The organism is Vibrio rotiferianus CAIM 577 = LMG 21460 (assembly GCF_002741985.1).
Classification (GTDB): Bacteria; Pseudomonadota; Gammaproteobacteria; order Enterobacterales; family Vibrionaceae; genus Vibrio; species Vibrio rotiferianus.
Map to the genome: position 1 here is coordinate 1 of NZ_APHW01000031.1, position 23,019 is coordinate 23,019.

16 protein-coding genes, 1 rRNA gene and 1 pseudogene are annotated in these 23,019 nt (G+C 45.7%); 6 read left to right on the top strand and 12 right to left on the bottom strand.

Going from position 1 to position 23,019, the window contains the following annotated elements; all coding sequences use genetic code 11:
• From B853_RS14270 to B853_RS26035, 6 genes and pseudogenes are all read right to left on the bottom strand, one after another.
• Nucleotides 1-173: ribosomal RNA gene (locus B853_RS14270) — 16S ribosomal RNA — on the bottom strand; the annotation flags it as partial.
• Between the two features lie 833 nt (nt 174-1,006).
• Nucleotides 1,007-3,144 (bottom strand): annotated as a pseudogene (locus B853_RS14275) (lysine decarboxylase CadA).
• Between the two features lie 117 nt (nt 3,145-3,261).
• Nucleotides 3,262-4,608 carry a cadaverine/lysine antiporter gene (gene cadB, locus B853_RS14280; RefSeq protein ID WP_010444364.1) on the bottom strand — a complete coding sequence of 449 codons (1,347 nt, stop codon included), beginning with the start codon at nt 4,606-4,608 and terminating at the stop codon, nt 3,262-3,264.
• Between the two features lie 763 nt (nt 4,609-5,371).
• Entirely contained in the window at nt 5,372-6,943 is a 1,572-nt protein-coding gene (gene cadC, locus B853_RS14295) for a lysine decarboxylation/transport transcriptional activator CadC (protein WP_038887657.1), read from the bottom strand.
• Nucleotides 6,944-7,099: 156 nt separating this feature from the next.
• The gene (gene zntR / locus B853_RS14300; protein ID WP_010444366.1) at nt 7,100-7,498 is read right to left on the bottom strand and encodes a Zn(2+)-responsive transcriptional regulator; all 399 of its coding nucleotides are present in this window, start codon (nt 7,496-7,498) and stop codon (nt 7,100-7,102) included.
• Nucleotides 7,499-7,555: 57 nt separating this feature from the next.
• Complete coding sequence (locus B853_RS26035) at nt 7,556-7,732, bottom strand: hypothetical protein (RefSeq protein WP_005533821.1); 177 nt, start codon at nt 7,730-7,732, stop codon at nt 7,556-7,558.
• 33 nt (nt 7,733-7,765) lie between these two features.
• On the opposite strand from B853_RS26035, the gene purH reads away from it, so the two are divergent.
• Both purH and purD read left to right on the top strand, forming a co-directional pair.
• On the top strand, nt 7,766-9,358 hold the full coding sequence (purH, locus tag B853_RS14305) for a bifunctional phosphoribosylaminoimidazolecarboxamide formyltransferase/IMP cyclohydrolase (protein WP_038887655.1): 1,593 nt from the start codon (nt 7,766-7,768) through the stop codon (nt 9,356-9,358).
• 118 nt (nt 9,359-9,476) lie between these two features.
• Nucleotides 9,477-10,766 carry a phosphoribosylamine--glycine ligase gene (gene purD, locus B853_RS14310; protein ID WP_038887653.1) on the top strand — a complete coding sequence of 430 codons (1,290 nt, stop codon included), beginning with the start codon at nt 9,477-9,479 and terminating at the stop codon, nt 10,764-10,766.
• A gap of 84 nt (nt 10,767-10,850) precedes the next feature.
• Here the strand turns inward: purD and B853_RS14315 are convergent, their stop codons facing one another.
• Nucleotides 10,851-11,549 carry a DUF1481 domain-containing protein gene (locus B853_RS14315; protein WP_038887652.1) on the bottom strand — a complete coding sequence of 233 codons (699 nt, stop codon included), beginning with the start codon at nt 11,547-11,549 and terminating at the stop codon, nt 10,851-10,853.
• A gap of 39 nt (nt 11,550-11,588) precedes the next feature.
• Entirely contained in the window at nt 11,589-11,861 is a 273-nt protein-coding gene (gene hupA, locus B853_RS14320) for a nucleoid-associated protein HU-alpha (protein WP_005433627.1), read from the bottom strand.
• Between the two features lie 253 nt (nt 11,862-12,114).
• Between hupA and B853_RS14325 the strand changes: the two genes are divergently transcribed.
• Nucleotides 12,115-13,248: a CNNM domain-containing protein gene (locus B853_RS14325; protein WP_038887651.1), complete on the top strand. Its 1,134-nt coding sequence runs from the start codon at nt 12,115-12,117 to the stop codon at nt 13,246-13,248.
• Between the two features lie 80 nt (nt 13,249-13,328).
• Here the strand turns inward: B853_RS14325 and B853_RS14330 are convergent, their stop codons facing one another.
• Nucleotides 13,329-13,916, bottom strand: a complete 588-nt coding sequence (locus B853_RS14330) for a YjaG family protein (RefSeq protein ID WP_010444388.1) — start codon at nt 13,914-13,916, stop codon at nt 13,329-13,331.
• 66 nt (nt 13,917-13,982) lie between these two features.
• Between B853_RS14330 and B853_RS14335 the strand changes: the two genes are divergently transcribed.
• Both B853_RS14335 and B853_RS14340 read left to right on the top strand, forming a co-directional pair.
• Nucleotides 13,983-14,906: a D-2-hydroxyacid dehydrogenase gene (locus B853_RS14335; protein WP_038887650.1), complete on the top strand. Its 924-nt coding sequence runs from the start codon at nt 13,983-13,985 to the stop codon at nt 14,904-14,906.
• A 7-nt stretch (nt 14,907-14,913) separates the two neighbouring features.
• Nucleotides 14,914-15,486: a uracil-DNA glycosylase family protein gene (locus tag B853_RS14340; protein WP_038887649.1), complete on the top strand. Its 573-nt coding sequence runs from the start codon at nt 14,914-14,916 to the stop codon at nt 15,484-15,486.
• 220 nt (nt 15,487-15,706) lie between these two features.
• On the opposite strand, the gene hemE is transcribed toward B853_RS14340, so the two are convergent.
• Both hemE and nudC read right to left on the bottom strand, forming a co-directional pair.
• On the bottom strand, nt 15,707-16,774 hold the full coding sequence (hemE, locus tag B853_RS14345) for a uroporphyrinogen decarboxylase (RefSeq protein WP_005433634.1): 1,068 nt from the start codon (nt 16,772-16,774) through the stop codon (nt 15,707-15,709).
• Between the two features lie 262 nt (nt 16,775-17,036).
• Nucleotides 17,037-17,819, bottom strand: coding sequence for an NAD(+) diphosphatase (nudC, locus tag B853_RS14350; protein ID WP_038887648.1), 783 nt, complete (start codon nt 17,817-17,819; stop codon nt 17,037-17,039).
• A 178-nt stretch (nt 17,820-17,997) separates the two neighbouring features.
• On the opposite strand from nudC, the gene B853_RS14355 reads away from it, so the two are divergent.
• Nucleotides 17,998-18,489: an Rsd/AlgQ family anti-sigma factor gene (locus tag B853_RS14355; protein ID WP_010444396.1), complete on the top strand. Its 492-nt coding sequence runs from the start codon at nt 17,998-18,000 to the stop codon at nt 18,487-18,489.
• A 298-nt stretch (nt 18,490-18,787) separates the two neighbouring features.
• On the opposite strand, the gene rpoC is transcribed toward B853_RS14355, so the two are convergent.
• The gene (gene rpoC / locus B853_RS14360) at nt 18,788-22,990 is read right to left on the bottom strand and encodes a DNA-directed RNA polymerase subunit beta' (protein WP_038887647.1); all 4,203 of its coding nucleotides are present in this window, start codon (nt 22,988-22,990) and stop codon (nt 18,788-18,790) included.
• Between the last annotated feature and the right edge of the window lie 29 nt (nt 22,991-23,019).

The window sequence follows — 23,019 nt, forward strand, 5'->3', positions numbered from 1 at the left end:
GTTTCCAATGGTTATCCCCCACATCAGGGCAATTTCCTAGGCATTACTCACCCGTCCGCCGCTCGACGCCGTTATCGTTCCCCGAAGGTTCAGATAACTCGTTTCCGCTCGACTTGCATGTGTTAGGCCTGCCGCCAGCGTTCAATCTGAGCCATGATCAAACTCTTCAATTTAAGATTTTGTTCGGCTCAATGAATACTGAACATTACATAAGTAATGTTTGAATTGACTGTGCTGAATCTTTCGATTCAATGGTCACTTCGTATCATTGAAACCTAATTTGATACCGCTTTCCGTAAAGAAAGAAATATCTAATTGGATTATCATCAACGAGTGCCCACACAGATTGATAGGTTCTTATTTTTAAAGAGCTTTTCTAACATTTTCAGTAACTTAGTCACTTATCGTTAGGGGTGCATATCTTACTTCACACCGTGAGAGAGTCAAGCATTTTTTTAAATTCTTTTTTCTCTCTTCCCGACTCGCTGTGTGACTTTCGTCTCACTCCGTGTCGGTGGATGCGCAGTATAGGGGGTTGAGAAATTAGCACAAGCGTTTTTTGCAAAAAAACTTTCAACCGAACAAATAACAAGCACTCTGCATAGATACTCAACGATCTTGTCTAATTTTTCAGGTTGAAGAGGATCTTTTCATGAGTAAACATCTTATTTCTGAGTTGGAAGATCGTCGATTTCCTAATGATTTCGGTTGCTGATCTTATCTCTCTTGGTTCTTTTTCTCTTTCTGTTTATATAAAGACGAAAAAAAAGAGCAGAACGATAACGAACTGCTCTTTGGTCTTTGCTTTTTATTTGGGGTACTTCAGGTGAAGTCTTGGAAAAGTGTTTCTTCTATATATAGAAGAAAAGATCAGAGCATCCTTGCCCTTCTCTTTACGACAGATTAGTTAGGGGTATATCTAAATGTCGCAGTTGTTCGATGACACATTGAGCTCGTAAGAGTGGAGCATGCTTGCATTCCCAATGGCGCCATCTTCGAGAGGAACTTAGTTCTTCAATACTTTTACGGTGTAGCTACCATCTTTTTGTTGGTATAAACCGTGGATGTCGGTTTCGAAACCTGGGTAATGTGCACCGATCTCACAAAGCATCTCTAGGAAATCCAACACAGGGCGAGACTCTTGAGTCACCATTTCACCAGGAAGTACTAGTGGCACACCTGGAGGGTAAGGAAGGATCATGTTCGCACTTACGCGACCAACCATTTCTTCCAGTTTGATTTCTTCCACGTTACCACGAAGCTCTTCTTGCCATGCTGCGTGTGGTGTTACTTTCATTTCTGGAAGAACATCGAACGCTTTGTACATTAGCTCTGGTAGGTTGTATTTCTTAGTTAGGTTATGAATTGCTTGTGCTAGCTCTTGAACGCGCATGCCTTCATAGAAGCTTGGATCTTCGTTGTATAGCGAAGGTAGGAAGCTCTTGATGGTTAGGTTCAAGTCGTAGCCACGTTTAAATTCAGTTAGGCCGCGTAGCAATTGCATTGCTTTTGATTTGTCGATACCGATTGAGAATAGGAACAACAAGTTGTATGGACCTGTTTTCTCAACCACGATGCCGCGCTCGTCTAGGAATTTAGCCACCAGCGAAGCAGGAATACCTGATTCTTCTAGTTCGCCCTCTTTATTCATCCCCGGAGTCAGTAGCGTTACTTTGATTGGGTCAAGATACATGTGGTTGTCATCCATGTTCTTGAAGCCGTGCCATGTGTCGCTAGGGTCTAGTTTCCAACATTCAGTGCTATCGATGTTTTCTGGTTGCCATACATCGAAGAACCAACTGTCGCTTTCTGCTTCTAGACGTTTAATCTCTTTGCGGAAGCGAATTGCGCGATCGATAGAATCTTGCATCAACTTCTTACCTGTGTTGCCGCGCATCATTGCCGCTGCAGTTTCAGTAGAAGCAACAATGCCGTACTGAGGTGAAGTTGAAGTGTGCATCATGAATGCTTCGTTGAAAGATTCTTTATCAAAGTCACCTTTCACGTGGATCATTGAAGCTTGTGAGAATGCTGCCAACAGTTTGTGTGTTGATTGTGTCTCGTAGAACACTTTGCCTGGCATCGCTTCACCACTCATACCACATTTACCTTCGTAAATTGGGTTGAAGTTAGTGTAAGGCACCCAAGCACTGTCGAAGTGGATGTGTTTACAATCTAGCGACTCTTTGATGAATTGCGTGTTGTACAACAGACCATCGTAAGTTGAGTTAGTCACTACAGCATAATTTGGTGCAGTTGCACCTGGTGTTTTCGCTACTTTCTCTGCAATCACATCGCGGCTGAATTCGCTTTGTGGAATACCACCAAGGATGCCGTATGCGTTACGAGTTGGGCGGAAGTAGATTGGTGTCACGTCGCTCATCATCATTAGGTGAGTTAGAGATTTGTGACAGTTACGGTCAATCAGTACTGTGCTGCCCGCAGGCGCTGAGTACATGCCAACGATTTTGTTCGATGTAGACGTACCGTTCGTTACGATGTAAGAGCTGTCTGCATTGAATGTACGTGCGATGTATTCTTCTGCATCTTTATGTGGGCCTGAGTGGTCTAGTAGAGAACCTAGTTCAGGCATTGAGATTGATACGTCCGCTTTGAATGTGTTTGGACCGTAAAAATCGTAGAAAATGCTACCAGCAGGGCTTTTCTGGAATGCAGTACCCCCCCCATGTGACCTGGAGTACAGAAGGTGTATTTACCTTCTTCTACGTATTTGAATAGTGCTTTAGTGAATGGAGGCATGATTGCATCTTTGTATGCCTCTGTCGCTTGGTTGATTTTGATAGCGATGTCGTCAGCCATACCTAAAGCGTACTCGAAGAAGCTCACGTTTAGACGTAGGTCTGTTAGTGAAATGTCTAGAGTAGACTGTTCGTTAGCAAATGCGTGAACAGGTAGTTTTTCGTTGATTTGGCTAATACGTTCACATAACTCTAGTGAGTATTTATCCCAGTCGAACAGCACACCGCAAATGCGTGGGTTCATCTCAATCATTTTGATCAAGTCTTTATCATCTACTGGGTAAACCACTTCGTAGCCCGCTTTCTCAAGAGCAGCGTGAAGTTGACGAACTGGCTCTTCTTTAAAGAACACACCCATGTGGTTCAAGATAGCGAATATATTCATTTGGACATCTCCAAGGCGAATGAGGGCGCTCTTTGCCATTTACAGGCAATGAGTAAGGTGAGCGCCGCGTGAATTTGGGTTTTATGGGCTGGCACCGTAGTGCCAGCGTTTTGGGGATTAGTTGCTTGCTTGAGCAGCTACGTCTTCGTCAGCATGAAGCTTCATGTACTGAGCTAGACCTGCTTTTTTGCTGTAGAACATCAAGATAACAAGAGACACGATGAAGGTTGCTGTTAGCGTACCGCCCTCTGCACCCGCTAGTGCGATGAAGCAGAACAGACAAGCCACACCAGAGAACAACATTACGAAGCCGTTGCGTGTTGTCATACCTTCGAAGCGAATCAAGTTAATGCTTGAGTAGAAGTAAGGCAGCATAGTTAGTAGTACTGCGTCAGTTGTTAACTGGTTGAACAGGTCTGATGCGTGTGCTGTTTTAGAGCTGAAGAACATCAGTACAACCATTAGCGCAGTCATCTTGATTGACGCAAGGATTAGACCTTTCTTAGGCACACCGTTTTTATCAGTTTCACCGTAGATTTTAGGGAAGTTGCCATCGTTGGCTGCGCGTTTACCTGCTTCACCTACTAGCATCATCCAAGAACCTAGCGAAGTGAAACATGCTAGTGCTGTAAATGCTGATACGAATGGTGCTGTCCAGCTACCGAATAGCTCAGTGGTTGCTAGTGCAAATGGCGCACCTGATGCCGCAACTTCTGACGCAGGGAACATGCCGCTGATCATTTGAGTTGATAGGATGTAAATCACACCTGCGATACCAGTACCCAACATAGTTGCTAGTGGTACGGTACGTTTAGGGTTTTCTACCATACCAGTAGATACCGCTGCTGATTCCACACCTACGAATGACCATAGACAGATAAGAACCGCAGTTACTACCGCGTGGCTGTCAGTGCCTGCTGATACGTTCCAGTTTTGGCTGTAAAGCGCAGTGTCGAAGTGCGTCCAACCAAATGCTGCTGTACCAACAACAGGGATAAGGATAAGAACTAGACCAAGCGTACATAGACGGCTTACCCAGCTACCACCAAGTAGGTTGACGAAAGTGAAGATCCATACCGATGCAATCGTCGCAATACCTGCTGGGATTGGGTTGTTAAGCACAGGGAAGAATACTGAAAGGTAAGAAACACCTGTAATGGCAATAGCTAGGTTACCAATCCAGTTCGCGTGGTAATAAAGAACGCCCGTTTGGAAACCAAATACCGGAGACACTTCGCCAGCATAAGCGATAGGACCACCTTCTTGTGGGTTTTTGGTTGCCAGACGAGCGTAAACGAACGCTAAACTCAGTGCACCGATCAAACAGATCAGCCAACTGAAGATTGAAACAGAGCCTACGGAGGCAAGACTAGAAGGTAATAGTGCAATACCACTACCCATCATGTTACCGGCAACAACACCCGTACAGGCGATTAGACCGATTTTTTTTGTATTCGATGACATAACATCTCCAAATCTATTCTACTCGAGCCTCAATGACTCAAACTGAATGGTAATTAGCGAGATGCTATGAGAAAGAAGTCACTCGACCTCGCTAAATTTCGAAGTGAAGACTACGCCCAAAAGCTGGGAAAAAAATAAACTTGGGGTTATCAATAAAACAATTAGCCCATCGATATAAAGTTGAGATAAACCTGATAAACCAAAAAACATAAAACCAATAAATACAATAAGTTATAGTTGACACCTAAAACGCCTCCTCTCAAAATCTAAAAACATCAACCTCAACAAATTTTCCATCAACCTTATCAACGACTATCAACATCAAGACAAAGCCCAGCAAATTACCTGAACTGTTGATACAGCCTTTTCCTTCCCTAATAGAGCAATTGACTTACATCAAAGTTCCTTGGTTTTTTGCTTCTGCTATGCGTAGATGCACACACTACTTCAGGCAAATAACAGTGTGTCGGGGCTGCTTGAAAAGCACAAACGGAAGATGGGTATAGCAAATCGCACAAGGACAACCTTCTACTTGGCGACAAGCGGATATAAAGGTAGCGAGAATAGAGAATAGAGAATAGAGAATAGAGAATAGAGAATAGAGAATAGAGAATAGAGAATAGAGATTGAAAAGCCCTCTCCCCCAGTAAAGCAAGTTCTATTTAAAGAAAGAAGCAGCGGTAAGCTTTAATTGTGCAGATACAAGAAAGCCCCTCACCGAAGTGAAGAGCTCAGTATCTTTGCCGATCAAAAACTGGTTTGATTACAGCATACGAACTACCGAAGGGTGCACTGCGCGATACATGGCGTAATCAATCGCCTTCATGTTGCTTGGGAAAACCAAGTTTTCGCACAACAGATAGGTCTCAACAGACGTATCTATATAGAAGGCTTCACTGTAGGACTCACTCGCCAAATCCAAATCACCATCAAGCTCGGCATGCTTGCCACGAATCACGTACGACAAAACCGAATCACGCAACCCTAGCGCTTGATTCAAATGACGCTTTGCCAAGTCGAGATCACCAATGATGGTTTCATGTAACGCCAAAGCTTCATAAATCCGAGGCTGAATAGGCCCTAGCATCATCTTGGTATTGGTCTCTAACTTATCGCTCAGTTGCTGCACTCTGCCTTTTCTTAGTTCCAATGCAGGGTCTAATGCTCTCTGCACATGGTAGGCAATTAACAGCTCAGCCTGAACATAAGCATTATCCGACTCAACTTCGAGAATTTTCTCCATCAAATCAATGCCATGCTGAAACTGGTTTGCATCCGAAACATTTAGATAATGGTTAGCTTGTATAAACAACTTTAGAGCTTCTGGATTATTGGGCATGCCAGCCACCAGCACTTTCGACTTCAGTTTTGCATCTGGCACTTTCAGTACCGTCATTAAATCCAAAGAAGCTTGCTGCAATACCGTCTTCAAGTGGTTGCTCGTAAGTGCATATTGACGACTAAAAAGCACCTTCTCAGATGAATTATTACGGTACTCCACCTCAAGAAAGTTACCACCATCGTTTTCTCTAACGCGTACCAACACCGACTTACCCGGAACAATACCGTTGGTAAAAGCAGCTTTTTTGAGCATCACACGATAGTCACTAACCTGAGCAATATCAGCCATCAGCTTTTGTGCAAAGCCATCGGCCAATTCGTAACTTAAATCATCCCTGCCGAAGTTATCTTGGAACTTAAACTCTATTAAATGCGTATCGATAGCTTGGGTGATGCGCACCTCTGATTGCTTATACGTAAACACTCCCATCACCACAACTAAGATGCTAATCCAGATGAAGTTCATAAAACCCAATCGCCATGGGCTGATTTTGTTTGGTTTACAGGGCGCTTTTTTCTCTTTCGACATCTCGCACACCGCACGAGTTAGAGGTCCTGCCGGAAAGGTTACCGCTGGTGCTGGCGTTTCAGGTAACGCTTCTTCGTTTGCTTCAACAAATGGCAAGTCATCATCATGATCGCAATGACGGCATACAAGGAATTCCTCGTGCGTCATTGGCTTAACGTTCGCCACCAACTTATAACCGCGCTTAGGCACAGTAATAACGTAGCTGATGTTTTCCTCTCGACCATCACGTAACAGCTTACGCAATTCAAAGATCGACTGTGTCACCACTTGGTCAGTCACAATCGCGCCTGCCCAAACATATTGGATTAGCTCTTCACGATTGAATACTTCACTGGCGTGCTCGGCAAGGAAATGCAGCAGATTAATTAAGCGTGGCTCAACGGTAACTTCCCTGTCTTGTCGATACAGCTTATTTTCATCAACGCTTAAAACCCAGTCATTGATTTGAAAATAGACTCCAACCATGTATGAAAACTCTCGTATCTGATAGACAGCGTCGCTTTAGGAATAGATAGGACTACACATTCTTACAGTCGACTAAAGCCGAGATTATAGGTGGGAAAACGGCTTGAACCTAGAAAAGCAAGCCGTCAAAAATGCAAACTTAAGTTAAGTAGCACGCTACTCAAGGGCTGCGAGGATAGAACAATGACTGGCGTCGTCATTGTTATGCCCGCAGCAAGCGTCATTTATCTTCTTTAATGCCGCACGAATTTTTGTCAGTTCCGCGATTTTTTCATCAATTAAAGTTAACTTTGCAGAAGTGATGGCTTTTACCTCCGCGCAGCTGTGCTCAGTCGCCTCTAATTTGATCTCAAGGAGCTCTTTTATTTCATCCAAACTTAGGCCCAGCTCTTTCGCTTTGAGAATAAAACGCACCTGTTTTTGATTCTCTTCGTTATACAGACGATAGCCCGATTCACTTCGCCCTGCGGGTTTAATCAGCGCATTTTTTTCATAGAATCGGAGTGTGTCGGCAGTCACACCACAGCGTTTCGCCAGTTCACCTATCTGAAACATAACTTTCCTTATTAACTATCTCGTTACTTTTAAAGCCAAAGATCGAGTTTTTTGCAATTATTTTTGAGATGCCAAACGATTGCGCGAGCTTTTTTGTAATAAATTGGTTAGAATACGCGCCATCAAATAGTGGAGACTGTTTTCTAAGCATGAAAACGCCCCGCAAAGGTCTTTACCAAAACTGGCCAATATTTTACCCCAAGAGGTAAAAACAAGTTCATTTTTGGCAAACATCTTTAACTCCGTGAATTTGAGGAAAATGGAAGCATGAACAACGCTCGTCCTATTCGCCGTGCGCTTATCAGCGTATCAGACAAAACAGGTATTGTTGAGTTTGCACAAGCTCTTGCTGAGCGCGGTGTCGATATCCTATCTACTGGTGGTACGGCTCGTCTACTTGCAGAACAAGGCATCGCTGTAACAGAAGTCTCTGACTACACTGGTTTCCCAGAAATGATGGACGGTCGCGTTAAAACGCTTCACCCGAAAGTTCACGGTGGTGTGCTGGGTCGTCGTGGCCAAGATGATGACGTGATGGAAAAGCACGGCATCAACCCTATCGATATGGTTGTTGTTAACCTATACCCATTCGCAGAAACCGTTGCTAAAGAAGGCTGTACGCTTGCTGATGCAGTTGAGAACATCGATATCGGTGGTCCAACAATGGTTCGCTCTGCAGCGAAAAACCACAAAGACGTAACTATCGTAGTTAACGCAGGTGATTACCACCGCGTAATCGCAGAGATGGACGCAAACGACAAATCTCTTACTCTAGAAACTCGCTTCGACCTTGCTATCGCTGCATTCGAACACACTGCAGCTTACGATGGCATGATCGCAAACTACTTCGGCACTATGGTTCCATCTTATGGTGAGAACAAAGAAGGTGATGAAGAGTCGAAATTCCCACGTACTTTCAACCAACAGTTCGAGAAGAAGCAAGACATGCGCTACGGTGAGAACAGCCACCAAGCAGCCGCATTCTATGTTGAAGCTAACCCACAAGAAGCATCTGTTTCAACTGCTCGCCAAATCCAAGGTAAAGCCCTTTCTTACAACAACATCGCAGACACTGACGCAGCACTTGAGTGTGTGAAAGAGTTCAACGAGCCTGCATGTGTGATCGTAAAGCACGCGAACCCATGTGGTGTAGCTCTAGGTAAAGACATCCTAGAAGCGTACAACCGCGCTTACCAAACTGACCCAACATCTGCATTCGGCGGCATCATTGCATTCAACCAAGAGCTAGATGCTGCAACAGCAACCGCTATCGTTGAGCGTCAATTCGTTGAAGTAATCATCGCACCTTCTGTTTCTGCTGAAGCGATTGAAGTGGTTGCAGCGAAGAAGAACGTGCGTCTACTTGAGTGTGGCGAATGGTCAACGAAGACAACTGGCTTTGATGTTAAACGCGTTAACGGCGGCCTACTGGTTCAAGACCGTGACCAAGGCATGGTCAGCCTAGACGACCTAAAAATGGTTTCTAAGCGTCAACCAACAGAAGAAGAGCTGAAAGATGCCCTATTCTGCTGGAAAGTAGCGAAATACGTGAAATCTAACGCGATCGTTTACTCGAAAGGCGACATGACTATCGGTGTAGGCGCAGGCCAAATGAGCCGCGTTTACTCTGCGAAAATCGCAGGCATCAAAGCTGCAGACGAAGGTCTAGAAGTCGCAGGTAGCGTAATGGCATCTGATGCGTTCTTCCCATTCCGTGATGGTATCGATGCAGCAGCAGAAGCTGGCATCAAGTGTGTGATTCAACCTGGCGGCTCGATGCGTGATGACGAAGTTATTGCAGCAGCAGACGAACACGGCATGGCAATGATCTTTACAGGTATGCGTCACTTCCGCCACTAATTAGTTTTTGGTCCTCCCCCTTACCAAGGGGGAGTTAGAGGGGGTCTGTTGTACGTATACGACTTACCCCTCCCAACCTCCCCTTAATAGGGGGAGGAGCGAAATCAAAGGAAATATTATGAATATTCTTATCATTGGTTCAGGCGGTCGTGAACACGCACTAGGTTGGAAAGCGGCGCAAAACCCAAATGTTGAGACTATCTTCGTGGCTCCAGGTAACGCAGGCACAGCACTTGAGCCTAAACTAGAGAACGTAAACATCGCAGTAGAAGACATCGCAGGTCTGGTTGCTTTTGCAAAAGAGAAATCGGTTGAACTGACTATTGTCGGCCCTGAAGCGCCGCTGGTTATCGGTGTTGTGGATGCTTTCCGCGAAGCAGGTCTGCCAATCTTTGGTCCAACACAAGCAGCAGCTCAGCTTGAAGGCTCTAAAGCGTTTACCAAAGACTTCCTTGCTCGTCACCAAATCCCAACGGGCTCATACGCGAACTTCACTGAAATCGAACCAGCCCTTGCTTACGTACGTGAACAGGGTGCGCCGATTGTAGTGAAAGCTGATGGTCTTGCTGCTGGTAAAGGCGTTATCGTTGCGATGACACTAGAAGAAGCCGAAGAAGCAATCAAAGACATGCTAGCTGGCAACGCATTTGGTGATGCAGGTAGCCGCGTCGTTATCGAAGAGTTCCTAGATGGCGAAGAAGCAAGCTTCATCGTGATGGTGGATGGTGAGAACGTTCTGCCAATGGCCACCAGCCAAGATCACAAACGTGTCGGTGACAAAGATACCGGTCCTAACACAGGTGGCATGGGGGCATACTCTCCTGCTCCAGTCGTGACACAAGAAATCCACAACCGCATTATGGAAGAAGTGATTTACCCAACGGTACGCGGCATGGCCTCTGAAGGTAACCCTTATACTGGTTTCCTATACGCGGGTCTGATGATCGACAAAGATGGTACTCCGAAAGTGATCGAGTACAACTGCCGCTTCGGTGACCCTGAGACGCAACCGATCATGATGCGTATGGAATCGGATCTTGTTGATCTATGCCTAGCGGCAATCGACGAGAAACTGGATCAAGTGGAATCAAAATGGGATCCACGAGCATCGATTGGTATCGTGCTGGCAGCCGGCGGCTACCCTGCCTCGTACAACAAAGGCGACGTAATTTCGGGTCTGCCACAAGTTGAAATTGAAGGCGAGAAAGTCTTCCATGCCGGTACAAATAACAAAGATGGCGACATCGTGACAAACGGTGGTCGTGTTCTTTGTGCAACCGCACTTGGCAACAGCGTATCAGAAGCGCAGCAACGTGCTTACGAGCTTGCAAAACAGATCAGTTGGGACGGTATGTTCCATCGTAACGACATCGGCTACCGTGCAATCGCGCGTGAGCAAGAAAAATAAAAACAACTTCAGTTGGCTAAAACGACAAAAGGCGCACTCAGCGCCTTTTTTATTATTCTTTTTCGAAAGAATTCGAAGTCATGTTTATTCAGAGATCAACTTTGGTCGTGGTACACAATCAAAGTCATCATCATTGAGCATCAGCAATTCATCAACGGTCGCCGCATTACGCGACTCTTTACCAATAAACGCAATGTAACTGTCCACTGACGCCAACCTATCAATCACAAACTTAGGTAGGGTCTGATTGAATTCCAACGTCGTAAACTCTCGCCCTTTACAGGTTTCGAACGTTTCACCATCCCAATAACCTTGGATTAGGCTCTGGCCATCACGAGATTGTTTCTTGATAGACGTAACGACATCGTTCGCCTCTTGCTTGTAACGCTCTAACTGGTCGCGCTGTAAGGGCAGCACTTTTCCGTTCATACGGTATTGCTGATAAATCGCGTCGCCATCTTTATTAAATCGAATGTGGATTTGAAAAGGCACCAATCCTTGTTTGGCATCGAGTTGCTCACCTTTTCGAATCAACTCTCTGAGCTCACCATCATCCCAACGATAATCACTCTGGTACGAGCCGTAATCGCCCATAGTTACATAGTCTGCTGCTGTGCTGACGCGTGTCAAACGTTCGGTCATCCAATACAAACTAGTGGCATCACCCAGAATTTTACCGCCAGAAAAATGGGTAAACTGATCAAGGTTTGGGGTTTCTACAGATGAACAGCCAACAAGAGCGAGGCTTGATAGAAGGAGTGAAGTGAGTAGATGTTTTTTCATGAAATTGCACCGAGGCAGGATACCTCGGTGCATTTTAACTTAGTTTACTGATTCTTTCAGCGCTTTACCTGCTACGAATGCAGGTACGTTAGCTGCTGCGATTTGAATCTCGTCACCAGTTTTAGGGTTACGACCAGTGCGCGCTGCACGGTGGTTTACTTTGAATGTACCAAAACCAATTAGTTGAACTTGGTCACCCTCTTTAAGAGCGCCAGTAACACCCTCAAGAGTTGCTTCAAGAGCAGCTTTAGCTTGTGCTTTAGATAGGTCTGCTTTCTCTGCAATAAAGTCGATTAATTGGGTCTTGTTCATTAGGTTTCCCTTCTCATATGTTATCGAATTCACCTCACTCTAAAACATAAATGCCCCATCTGGCAAAGGTTTGTAAGCGATCTTTCGATTTTCTGACGTAGTTTTAGCCATAATATGAGTAATAACTCACAATTTGTTACTACTTGTACGGGCAAAGCGCTTGCTTTCTAACGCAATTAGAACGATTTATAGGGCGCTTTTGCGGTTATAATCGCTTAAAATCCCGACTATCACATTACATTCAAGGGCAACTATGCTGCTGTTATCCATTTATATCTCTATTGCTATCGGCATTTCGTTTATCTGTTCGGTACTGGAGGCGGTTCTACTGAGTATCAGTCCGAGCTACATTGCGCAGCTCAAACAACAGGGGCACCCTGCTTCCGCTCAATTAGACAAGCTGAAAGCAGACATCGACCGACCTTTGGCTTCTATCCTGACGCTGAACACCATTGCTCACACTATTGGTGCAGCAACGGCAGGTGCACAGGCGGCGGTCGTCTTTGGTAGTGAAGCTCTGGGCATCTTCTCTGCGGTACTGACACTGGCGATTCTTGTTCTTTCAGAAATCGTTCCTAAGACGATTGGTGCGACGTACTGGCGCCAACTTGCACCAGCTGCTGCTGTATCACTGCGCTGGATGGTATGGGCACTCACCCCGTTCGTATGGTTCTCAGAACAAATCACTAAGCGCCTTGCTCGAAACCACGAAGCACCGAAGATGCGTGATGAGTTGTCTGCGATGGCCATCCTGGCAAAAGAAAGTGGTGAGTTCGCAGAAGGTGAATCAAAGATCCTGAGCAACCTGCTTGGCATTCAAGATGTGCCAGTAACGCAAGTCATGACACCGCGTCCGGTAGTATTCCGCGTAGACGCGACCATGACCATTAATGACTTCCTAGAGAAGCACAAAGAGACGCCTTTCTCTCGTCCACTGGTTTACAGTGAGCAGAAAGACAACATCATTGGTTTTGTGCACCGTCTAGAGCTGTTCAAGCTGCAACAATCAGGCAGCGGCCAAAAACAACTTGGTTCGGTCATGCGTCCTATCCAAGTGGTATTGAACAATACGGCTCTACCTAAAGTGTTCGACCAGATGATGACTCACCGCCTGCAGCTAGCGCTTGTAGTTGACGAATACGGCACAGTACAAGGCTTGGTAACGCTAGAAGACATCTTTGAGCACCTATTGGGTGAAGAGATCATCGATGAAGCGGATAAGAGCACTGACATGCAAGAGCTGGCTTACCAACGCTGGGAAAGCTGGAAAGAAAAACACGGCGTAATTGAAAGCCGCGATGACGATGAAGAAGAGGAAGAACTGGAGAGACCGGACAAAGAGCAAGACGCTCAAGAGCCAACTAAACCAGAATCTAAAGAATCGTAATCAGCATTGGGCGTAATCGCTCAAACGCAAAAACAAAAAAGGCATCCAATCTGGATGCCTTTGTTTTATCTATTCAACGATTAAAGTGCGATGCCGATGTTGCTCACGGCTTCTTCGCGTAATTCTTCACGCAAATCTTTAATCAAGCAGATGTCACGTTCTACCGCTTCACGCAGTGGGCGGAAGATAGCCCATTGAACATCCCACTCTTCACATACGGCTTCATTTTCTTTTTGATTGTCGTTGGTGATTGGCTCTGCACCTTGTGCTTGTTCTAGGTCAGCAACGGTTTTTACCGACTGTTGGCTCACTTTAAGCATTGAATCGAAAAGGTAGTCGCGATCCAACAGACCATGCAACAGTGTCGACAAGCTCTGACACGCATCCATCGCTGGATAAACACCGTAAAAATCGAATTCATCCGCACTTGGGAACAACTCTTCTAACTTCTCTAATTGACGCTCGAAGTTAATTTTCGCGTTCTTAACCGTCAGAATTTCCCATACACTATCAAGAATCGCTCGGTAAGCACGTGGCTCAGCAAATTCTGTATTCTCACAAAACATCGCATAGTTTGGATACATGCGTTCACACAGACACGCCATGAAGGTAATTTGTTGCCAAGGTTCTAGTTTTTCCAAACGAACCTGAAGAGGATTCTTAAGCATAGTCACTCAATCATTGAAGAAAAAAACAGCGAAAGTGTACTTGATTCATCACAGGGAAAAAAGTTAATGCAGCATCCAAATCAGATTTTCCTGCTCTCAGAGCATCGCGACACCTACGAAACGTTACTGGCAGAGAAAAACTTGCCCGATCTTTGCCTCACTGACCAACCTGAAGAAGCCCAGATCGTACTAGCGGATCCACCATTGCTATCACAAAGGTTAGACGAGTTTTCGCAACTTGAGTGGGTGCAATCCACATTTGCGGGGGTGAACGCTTTAATGTCACCGGATCTGCACCAAGATTACACTCTGACCAACGTACGCGGTATTTTCGGCCCATTAATTGCCGAGTATGTGATTGGCTACAGCATTGCTCACTTCCGTCACTTCATGCAATACCACCAGCAACAACAGAGCAAGCAATGGCAACCGCATCTGTATACCTCGCTGCAAAGCAAAACCATGGTGATTCTTGGTACAGGCAGCATCGGTAGCCACTTAGGTAAAGCAGCACAATTGATGGGAATGAAGACCGTAGGGATCAATCGTACTGGCATTCCAACCTCTGGCGGCGAATTTGTTCAAACCTATCATATCAATGAACTGGCAAACGCCTTTCACCAAGCGGACATTGTAGTGAATACGCTGCCGAGCACACCGGATACGCAACGATTACTCAAAAGTGAAGTGTTAAGCCACCTTAATCATGCACTGTTATTTAATGTCGGAAGAGGCGATGTGATTGATGATGCGGGTCTATTGCTCGCACTAAAGAATCGCTGGGTGGAACATGCTTTTCTCGATGTGTTTGAGCAAGAGCCACTCTCAGCGCAGCATCCGTTTTGGAAGCTCTCTCAAGTGACCATCACTCCCCACATCGCGGCGTTAAGTTTCCCTGAGCAAGTGGTCGACATTTTTGCAGACAACTACTTGAGTTGGCGAGACGGGTTCTCTCTAAATAATCAGGTCGATTTCGATAAAGGATATTAACCATCTTATGTCTTTAGAAACATTGCTAAAGCAAGTACGAGCCTGCCAGATCTGCGCAGACGATTTACCTTTGGGTGCAAACCCTGTCGTCCAAGCCGCAAAAGACGCACGCATCCTAATCATCGGACAAGCACCGGGGACGCGCGTACACAAAACCTCGATACCTTGGAATGACCCAAGCGGCGATCGGTTGCGCCAATGGCTCGATATCGACAAAGACACTTTCTACGACCCAAACAAAATAGCCATTGTCCCGATGGGCTTCTGCTATCCAGGCAAGGGGAACTCTGGCGATTTGCCTCCTCGCAAAGAGTGTGCGCCTGCTTGGCATAAAAAGATTCTTGAGCAGTTGCCCAATATAGAGCTGACACTACTGATTGGTCAGTACTCACAACAGTACTATCTCACCAACAAACCAAAAACACTCACGCAAACTGTTCAGCAATGGCAGGACTGGGAGCCTGACTTTATCCCGCTTCCTCATCCTTCTCCACGCAACACATTGTGGTTGAAGAAAAACCCTTGGTTTGAATCTGACGTCGTGCCATACCTTAAAAAGCGTGTCCATTCGATGCTTTAGGCTACCCATAATCTAATTGCTTGTTTATCTGTACAAGAAAATTGGCGCACAAGCACCAAGACTCTAAACCATTGTTTATAAAAACATTAAACAGCAACTGAACAGCTTGAGTAGTAATTAGATCATGGTAGACCAAATACTACCAGAGCTGTACAACCTTGAGTTTCAGATAAAAAAATACCGGCACTGAAGGCCGGTATTTGATTTCAAAAAGTCGAAGTTACTTGTGGTACGGCTTAGATAGCTCGTGTACCGCTTCCACAAATACGCCCGCGTTTTCTGGCGGCACATCCAAATGGATACCGTGACCTAGGTTGAACACGTGACCAGTACCTGCATCGCCAAAGCCTTCTAGGATACCCGCGACTTCTTCACGGATACGCTCTGGTGAAGCGTAAAGCATTGATGGGTCCATGTTACCTTGTAGAGCCACTTTGTCACCGATACGCGCTTTCGCGTCTGCGATGTTGATGGTCCAGTCTAGACCTACCGCATCACAGCCCGTTGCTGCGATTTGCTCAAGCCACATGCCACCGTTCTTAGTGAACAGCGTTACTGGTACGCGACGACCGTCGTTTTCACGAATCAGACCATCCACAATCTTGTGCATGTATTGCAGTGAGAACAGGTTGTAGTCACGAGGTGTCAGTACACCACCCCATGTATCAAATACCATTACTGATTGCGCACCCGCTTTAATTTGTGCGTTTAGGTACTCGATAACGCTGTCTGCTAGCTTATCTAGAAGCAGGTGCAGAGTTTGTGGTTCAGCGTACATCATCTTCTTGATCTTGGTGAACGCTTTCGAGCTGCCACCTTCGACCATGTAGGTTGCTAGTGTCCATGGGCTACCAGAGAAACCAATCAGTGGAACGTCACCGTTCAAATCTTTGCGGATTTGACGCACTGCGTTCATTACGTATTGCAGCTCGCCTTCTGGATCCGGCAGACCGATCTTTTCTACGTCTGCTTTGCAAGTGATTGGTTTATCGAAAACCGGACCTTCACCCGCAGCAAAGCGAAGTTCTAAACCCATTGCATCTGGGATAGTTAGGATGTCAGAGAACAAGATCGCTGCATCAAGAGGAAAACGGCGTAGTGGTTGAAGCGTTACTTCTGACGCCAACTCCGCGTTCTTACACAAAGACATGAAATCGCCCGCTTGCGCACGAGTTGCTTTGTATTCTGGTAGGTAACGACCTGCCTGACGCATCATCCATACTGGCGTGTAATCTACTGGCTCTTTTAGAAGGGCACGCAGATAACGATCATTTTTTAATTCAGTCATTCCGTAATTCCAATTGTTAGGCTTTCTTTGAAAGGGGGTATTCTATCACTGATTTAAGGCTAATAGCTGCGTGCTTTGCAACCTGGATCAAGTTATTAACTTTTAAATCAGTGCTTAATTTGCACCCAATCGGTATCAGTGTTAAAAATTTGTTCGCTAGCGAAAACTACAATTATAAACTGAGTACCCAGTACTCAGCATCTCATAACGACATCTTACTTACCCCCTCCCTCTCGGAGGGTTTTTTTTATCTATTTTTCATCTAATTAGATTCGATATCTTGTCGCGTTTTTTCGATAAGCGCTCGTGCAATCGTCCCTTTTGGCGCGACAGGTGGCATCTCATCAACACCAAACCACTGAGCATCAGACAGTTCAGTGTAGTCCGGATTCAATTCACCAGAGTCATAATCAGCAAGAAATGCCATCATCATACTGGATGGAAATGCCCACGGCTGACTGCCAAAGTAGCGAATATTTTTAACCTGTACGCCGGTTTCTTCATGCACTTCTCGTGCGACACATTCTTCTAAGGTTTCTCCTACCTCTAAAAAGCCCGCTATTACGGTATACATGCCATTTCGATGACGAGGGTGCTGAGCTAGCAAGATCTGCTTTTCTTTGCTCACAGCGACAATGATGCATGGGAAAATACGCGGATAATGCAAAGTACGGCACTCGCCACACTGCATCGCCAGTTGATTGTTATTGAGGAAGTTACGACCACCACATTGTGGGCAAAAGCGCAGACTTTGCGTCATATGGCCATACTGGATGGCTTTGCTGATCAACAGAAAAAGGGCTTCAGGAAAATGGAGGCAATCGCGCAGAGAGACAAGCTCTAAATCATGGTCAAGATCAGATAAATTTACCCACATGAAAGGAGCGCCTTGGTAGTCCCCTATTTGCCTTGCACTTGCTTCTGGCAGTGAGAACTGCTTCGCACTACCTAATGGAATAGCACCATCCACCAGCCAAATATCACTTCCTGAGACAACACACCAATAGGCGTCTTTCATACGGTTTGCTTCACCTTTTCTTAACATTACTACTTCCCTCTGCTTGCAGTTCATCCATTTTACTGGCAATCTAATTTCATACCAGAGTTTGTTGTTTGCCAAATCTGCAACTATAAATTCTAGGAAGGACAAGAGTTTGTATTCAATTTACTAACTTTGCTTTGCAAAGGATACGAATGCCATTGGGCGTTCAGATCATGAGGGCATGGTCATGCTAAAAAAATTCAAACAAACACAAGCACAATGGGGTGGTTCGAGTGAGGTCATCGACCATTGGCTTGAAACGAGACAATCTTTGATTGTCGAATATTGTAAACTTGCTGCGTTGCAACCTTGTTCAAAAACTAACGTCATTGAACTCCCTACTCCTCAAGAACTACAACACTTCTGCCAACACCTTGTAGATTACATCTCCGAAGGCCATTTTAAAATTTACGAGATGGTCATGGACAAATGGAAAGCAACCGGTTTTGTTGCCACTGATGAAATCAACCAAACCTACGGCAAAATTGTACTGACTACTGAGCCTTTGCTTAACTTCACTGATAAATATTCAGATGTATCCGAGGACGATGTACTTGGTGAGTTTGATGGTGATATGTCTCTAATTGGGGAAATTATTGAGACACGTTTTGCCGTTGAAGATCATCTGATTAAGCTAATTGCTGACAGTCTTGCGATGCCTCCTGGCGCATAGCGAGAAGCGAGAAGCGAGAAGCGAGAAGCGAGAAGCGAGAAGCGAGAAGCGAGAAGCGAGAAGCGAGAAGCGAGAAAATTCTTAAGGGTTGGCGTGTGTGCGTCAACCCTTTTTGTTTTTTGGGATTCGGTTCATTTTACCTCTCTAAGGACAAGTTCTTTCTAAATGTCTTGCACTAGCCCTCAAAAAACACCTCTCAATTCCTATAGTAAAGCGCTCTCGAATCATAGCGTCTAACCTCTTGCTTCAAAAACAAAAAAGGCACCCGAAGGTGCCCTTTCTTTTAAGCTCTTAACGATTACTCGTCAGATGAGAAGCCAGCGTTTAGAAGTGCAGCTAGGTTATCTGTTGCTTGTTCAGCAGATGGACCTTCTTGCTCTTCAGCACGTTTAGCTTGACGCTCTTGGTGGTATGCGAAACCAGTACCAGCTGGGATCAGACGACCAACAATTACGTTCTCTTTCAGACCACGTAGGTCATCACGCTTACCAGAAACCGCAGCTTCTGTTAGTACGCGAGTTGTCTCCTGGAACGATGCCGCAGAGATGAATGACTCAGTCGCTAGAGATGCCTTAGTGATACCTAGTAGCTCACGCTCGAAACGTGCAGGCTCTTTGCCTTCAGCTTCTAGGTTACGGTTAGAAATCTTAACTTGTGAGTATTCAACTTGCTCGCCAGGTAGGAACTCAGAGTCACCTGCGTGAGTAATTGTACACTTACGTAGCATTTGACGAACGATAGTCTCGATGTGCTTATCGTTAATCTTAACGCCTTGTAGACGGTAAACTTCTTGTACTTCGTTAGCAATGTACTGAGTTACAGCGTGTACGCCACGTAGACGTAGAATGTCATGTGGAGACTCTGGACCATCTGCGATCACGTCACCACGTTCAACACGCTCACCTTCAAATACGTTCAACTGACGATGCTTAGGAATCATCTCTTCGTAAGCGTCACCGCCGTCACGAGTGATTACTAGACGACGTTTACCTTTCGTCTCTTTACCGAAGCTTACAGTACCTGTGTGCTCAGCAAGAATCGCAGGCTCTTTAGGCTTACGAGCTTCGAATAGGTCAGCTACGCGTGGTAGACCACCGGTGATATCTTTGTTACCGCCAGATTTCTGAGGGATACGTGAAAGTGTATCACCCACACCTACTTCTGCGCCGTCTTCGATGTTTACAATCGCTTTACCAGGTAGGAAGTAGTGAGCTGGCATTTCAGTACCAGGGATCATTACGTCGTTACCTTGCTCATCAACAAGTTTGATAGCTGGACGCATATCTTTACCTGCTGCTGGGCGAGCTGCTGGGTCAGTTACTTCGCTTGAAGATAGACCTGTTAGGTCATCTGTTTGACGAGAAACTGTAACACCGTCGATCATGTCTACGAACTGGATGCGACCTGCCACTTCAGTGATGATTGGCATGGTGTGCGCTTCCCAGTTAGCAACAACGTCACCAGCTGTTACTGCATCGTTGTCGCCTTTGCTTAGCATCGAACCGTAAGGAAGTTTGTGCTTCTCTTTAGTACGACCGAATTCATCAATGATAGTTAGCTCAGATGCACGAGACGTGATTACTAGCTTCTTATCTTTGTTGATTACGAACTTAGCGTTGTGCAGTTTAACTGTACCAGTTGTCTTCGCTTGGATGCTGTTCTCTGCTGCTGCAGTAGATGCCGCACCACCGATGTGGAACGTACGCATCGTAAGCTGTGTACCCGGTTCACCGATAGACTGAGCAGCGATAACACCTACTGCTTCACCTTGGTTCACTAGGTGACCACGTGCTAGGTCACGACCGTAACACTGTGCACAACAACCGAAGTCAGAGTCACATGTAACAACAGAGCGTACGCGCATGCTGTCTACAGAGTTCTCTTCCATGATCTGACACCACTTCTCATCAATTAGAGTGTTACGTGGGATCAGAACATCTTCTGTACCTGGTTTAAGAACGTCTTCAGCTACTACACGACCTAGAGCTAGCTCAGTTAGTGCAACTTTAACATCACCACCCTCGATGTGAGGCATCATGTCAACACCCTCGTGAGTGCCACAGTCATGTTCAGTTACAACAACGTCTTGAGCAACGTCTACTAGACGACGAGTTAGGTAACCCGAGTTCGCTGTTTTCAGTGCCGTATCCGCAAGACCCTTACGAGCACCGTGCGTTGAGATAAAGTACTGAAGTACGTTTAGACCTTCTTTAAAGTTCGCAGTGATCGGCGTTTCGATGATCGAACCATCCGGACGAGCCATCAGACCACGCATACCCGCTAGCTGACGAATCTGAGCTGCAGAACCACGAGCACCCGAGTCAGCCATCATGTAGATGCTGTTAAACGATTCTTGTTGCTCTTCTTCACCGTCACGGTTAACTACCGTTTCAGATGAAAGGTTTGCCATCATCGCTTTCGCTACGCGATCGTTGGTCGATGCCCAGATATCGATAACTTTGTTGTATCGTTCGCCTGCAGTAACAAGACCAGATTGGTATTGTTCCTGGATTTCACGTACTTCTTCTTCCGCTTCTGCGATTTCAGTGTACTTAGCTGGCGGTACAACCATATCGTCGATACCAACAGATACACCAGATAGTGCCGCGTATGCGAAACCTGTGTACATGATTTGGTCAGCGAAGATTACAGTGTCTTTCAGGCCTAGTTTACGGTACGCCTCGTTTAGTAGGTTAGAGATTTGCTTCTTACCTAGCTTTTGGTTAACGATGCTGTACGGTAGACCAGCTGGCACGATTTGCCATAGCATTGCACGACCGATAGTTGTATCAACCATCTTAGTCTCTGTTGTGCTGTTGCCATCTTCGTCTACAACTGTTTCTGTAATACGTACTTTAACGCGTGCGTGAAGTTCAGCTTGCTTAGTGCGGTATGCTTTCTCAGCCTCTGCTGGGCCAGAAAGGTACATGCCTTCACCTTTCACGTTGATCTTGTCACGAGTCATGTAGTACAGACCCAATACAACGTCCTGAGAAGGTACGATGATCGGATCACCTGACGCTGGCGACAGAATGTTGTTTGTCGACATCATCAGTGTACGAGCTTCAAGCTGTGCCTCTAGTGTTAGAGGTACGTGAACCGCCATTTGGTCACCATCGAAGTCCGCGTTGTACGCCGCACACACTAGTGGGTGTAGCTGAATCGCTTTACCTTCGATTAGTACTGGTTCGAACGCCTGGATACCTAGACGGTGAAGTGTAGGTGCACGGTTCAATAGTACTGGGTGTTCACGGATTACTTCGTCTAGGATATCCCAAACTACCGCTTCTTCACGCTCTACCATCTTCTTAGCAGCTTTGATTGTAGTCGCAAGACCACGAGTCTCTAGCTTGCTGTAGATAAATGGTTTGAATAGCTCAAGTGCCATCTTCTTAGGAAGACCACACTGGTGTAGACGAAGGTATGGACCTACTGTGATTACAGAACGGCCAGAGTAGTCTACACGTTTACCTAGAAGGTTCTGACGGAAACGACCTTGTTTACCCTTGATCATATCAGCAAGAGATTTCAGAGGACGCTTGTTAGAACCTGTGATCGCACGACCACGACGACCGTTGTCTAGTAGCGCATCAACAGACTCTTGCAGCATACGTTTTTCGTTACGTACGATGATGTCCGGAGCAGCTAACTCTAGAAGACGCTTCAAACGGTTGTTACGGTTGATCACACGACGGTATAGGTCGTTCAGATCTGAAGTCGCAAAACGACCGCCATCTAGTGGTACTAGAGGACGTAGATCTGGCGGAAGAACTGGAAGTACAGTCAGGATCATCCACTCTGGGTTGTTACCAGATTGAATAAACGCTTCTACCAGTTTCAGACGCTTAGTTACTTTCTTACGCTTAGTTTCAGAGTTAGTTGTTTCTAGCTCTTCACGCATTTGTTCTGCTTCAGCGTGCATATCCATAGAACCTAGTAGGTCCTTGATTGCTTCTGCACCCATCTTAGCAGTGAACTCGTCGCCCCACTCTTCTAGACGATCCAGATACTCTTCTTCTGTAAGCATCTGAGATTTTTCTAGATCAGTCATACCTGGTTCTGTTACTACGTACATTTCGAAGTAAAGAACACGTTCGATATCACGTAGAGGGATATCCATTAGTAGACCGATACGAGACGGTAGCGATTTTAGGAACCAGATGTGAGCTACTGGTGAAGCTAGCTCGATGTGGCCCATGCGGTCACGACGAACTTTAGTTTGTGTAACTTCTACACCACACTTCTCACAGATAACACCACGGTGCTTCAGGCGCTTGTACTTACCACAAAGACATTCGTAGTCTTTAACTGGACCAAAGATACGCGCACAGAACAGACCATCGCGTTCAGGTTTGAACGTACGATAGTTGATCGTTTCAGGTTTTTTAACTTCACCGAAAGACCATGAACGGATCATGTCTGGTGAAGATAGACCGATTTTGATTGCATCAAATTCTTCGGTCTTATGCTGTGCTTTTAGAAAGTTTAATAAGTCTTTCACAATCAGCTCCTGTAAGGAGTTAAAAGGAG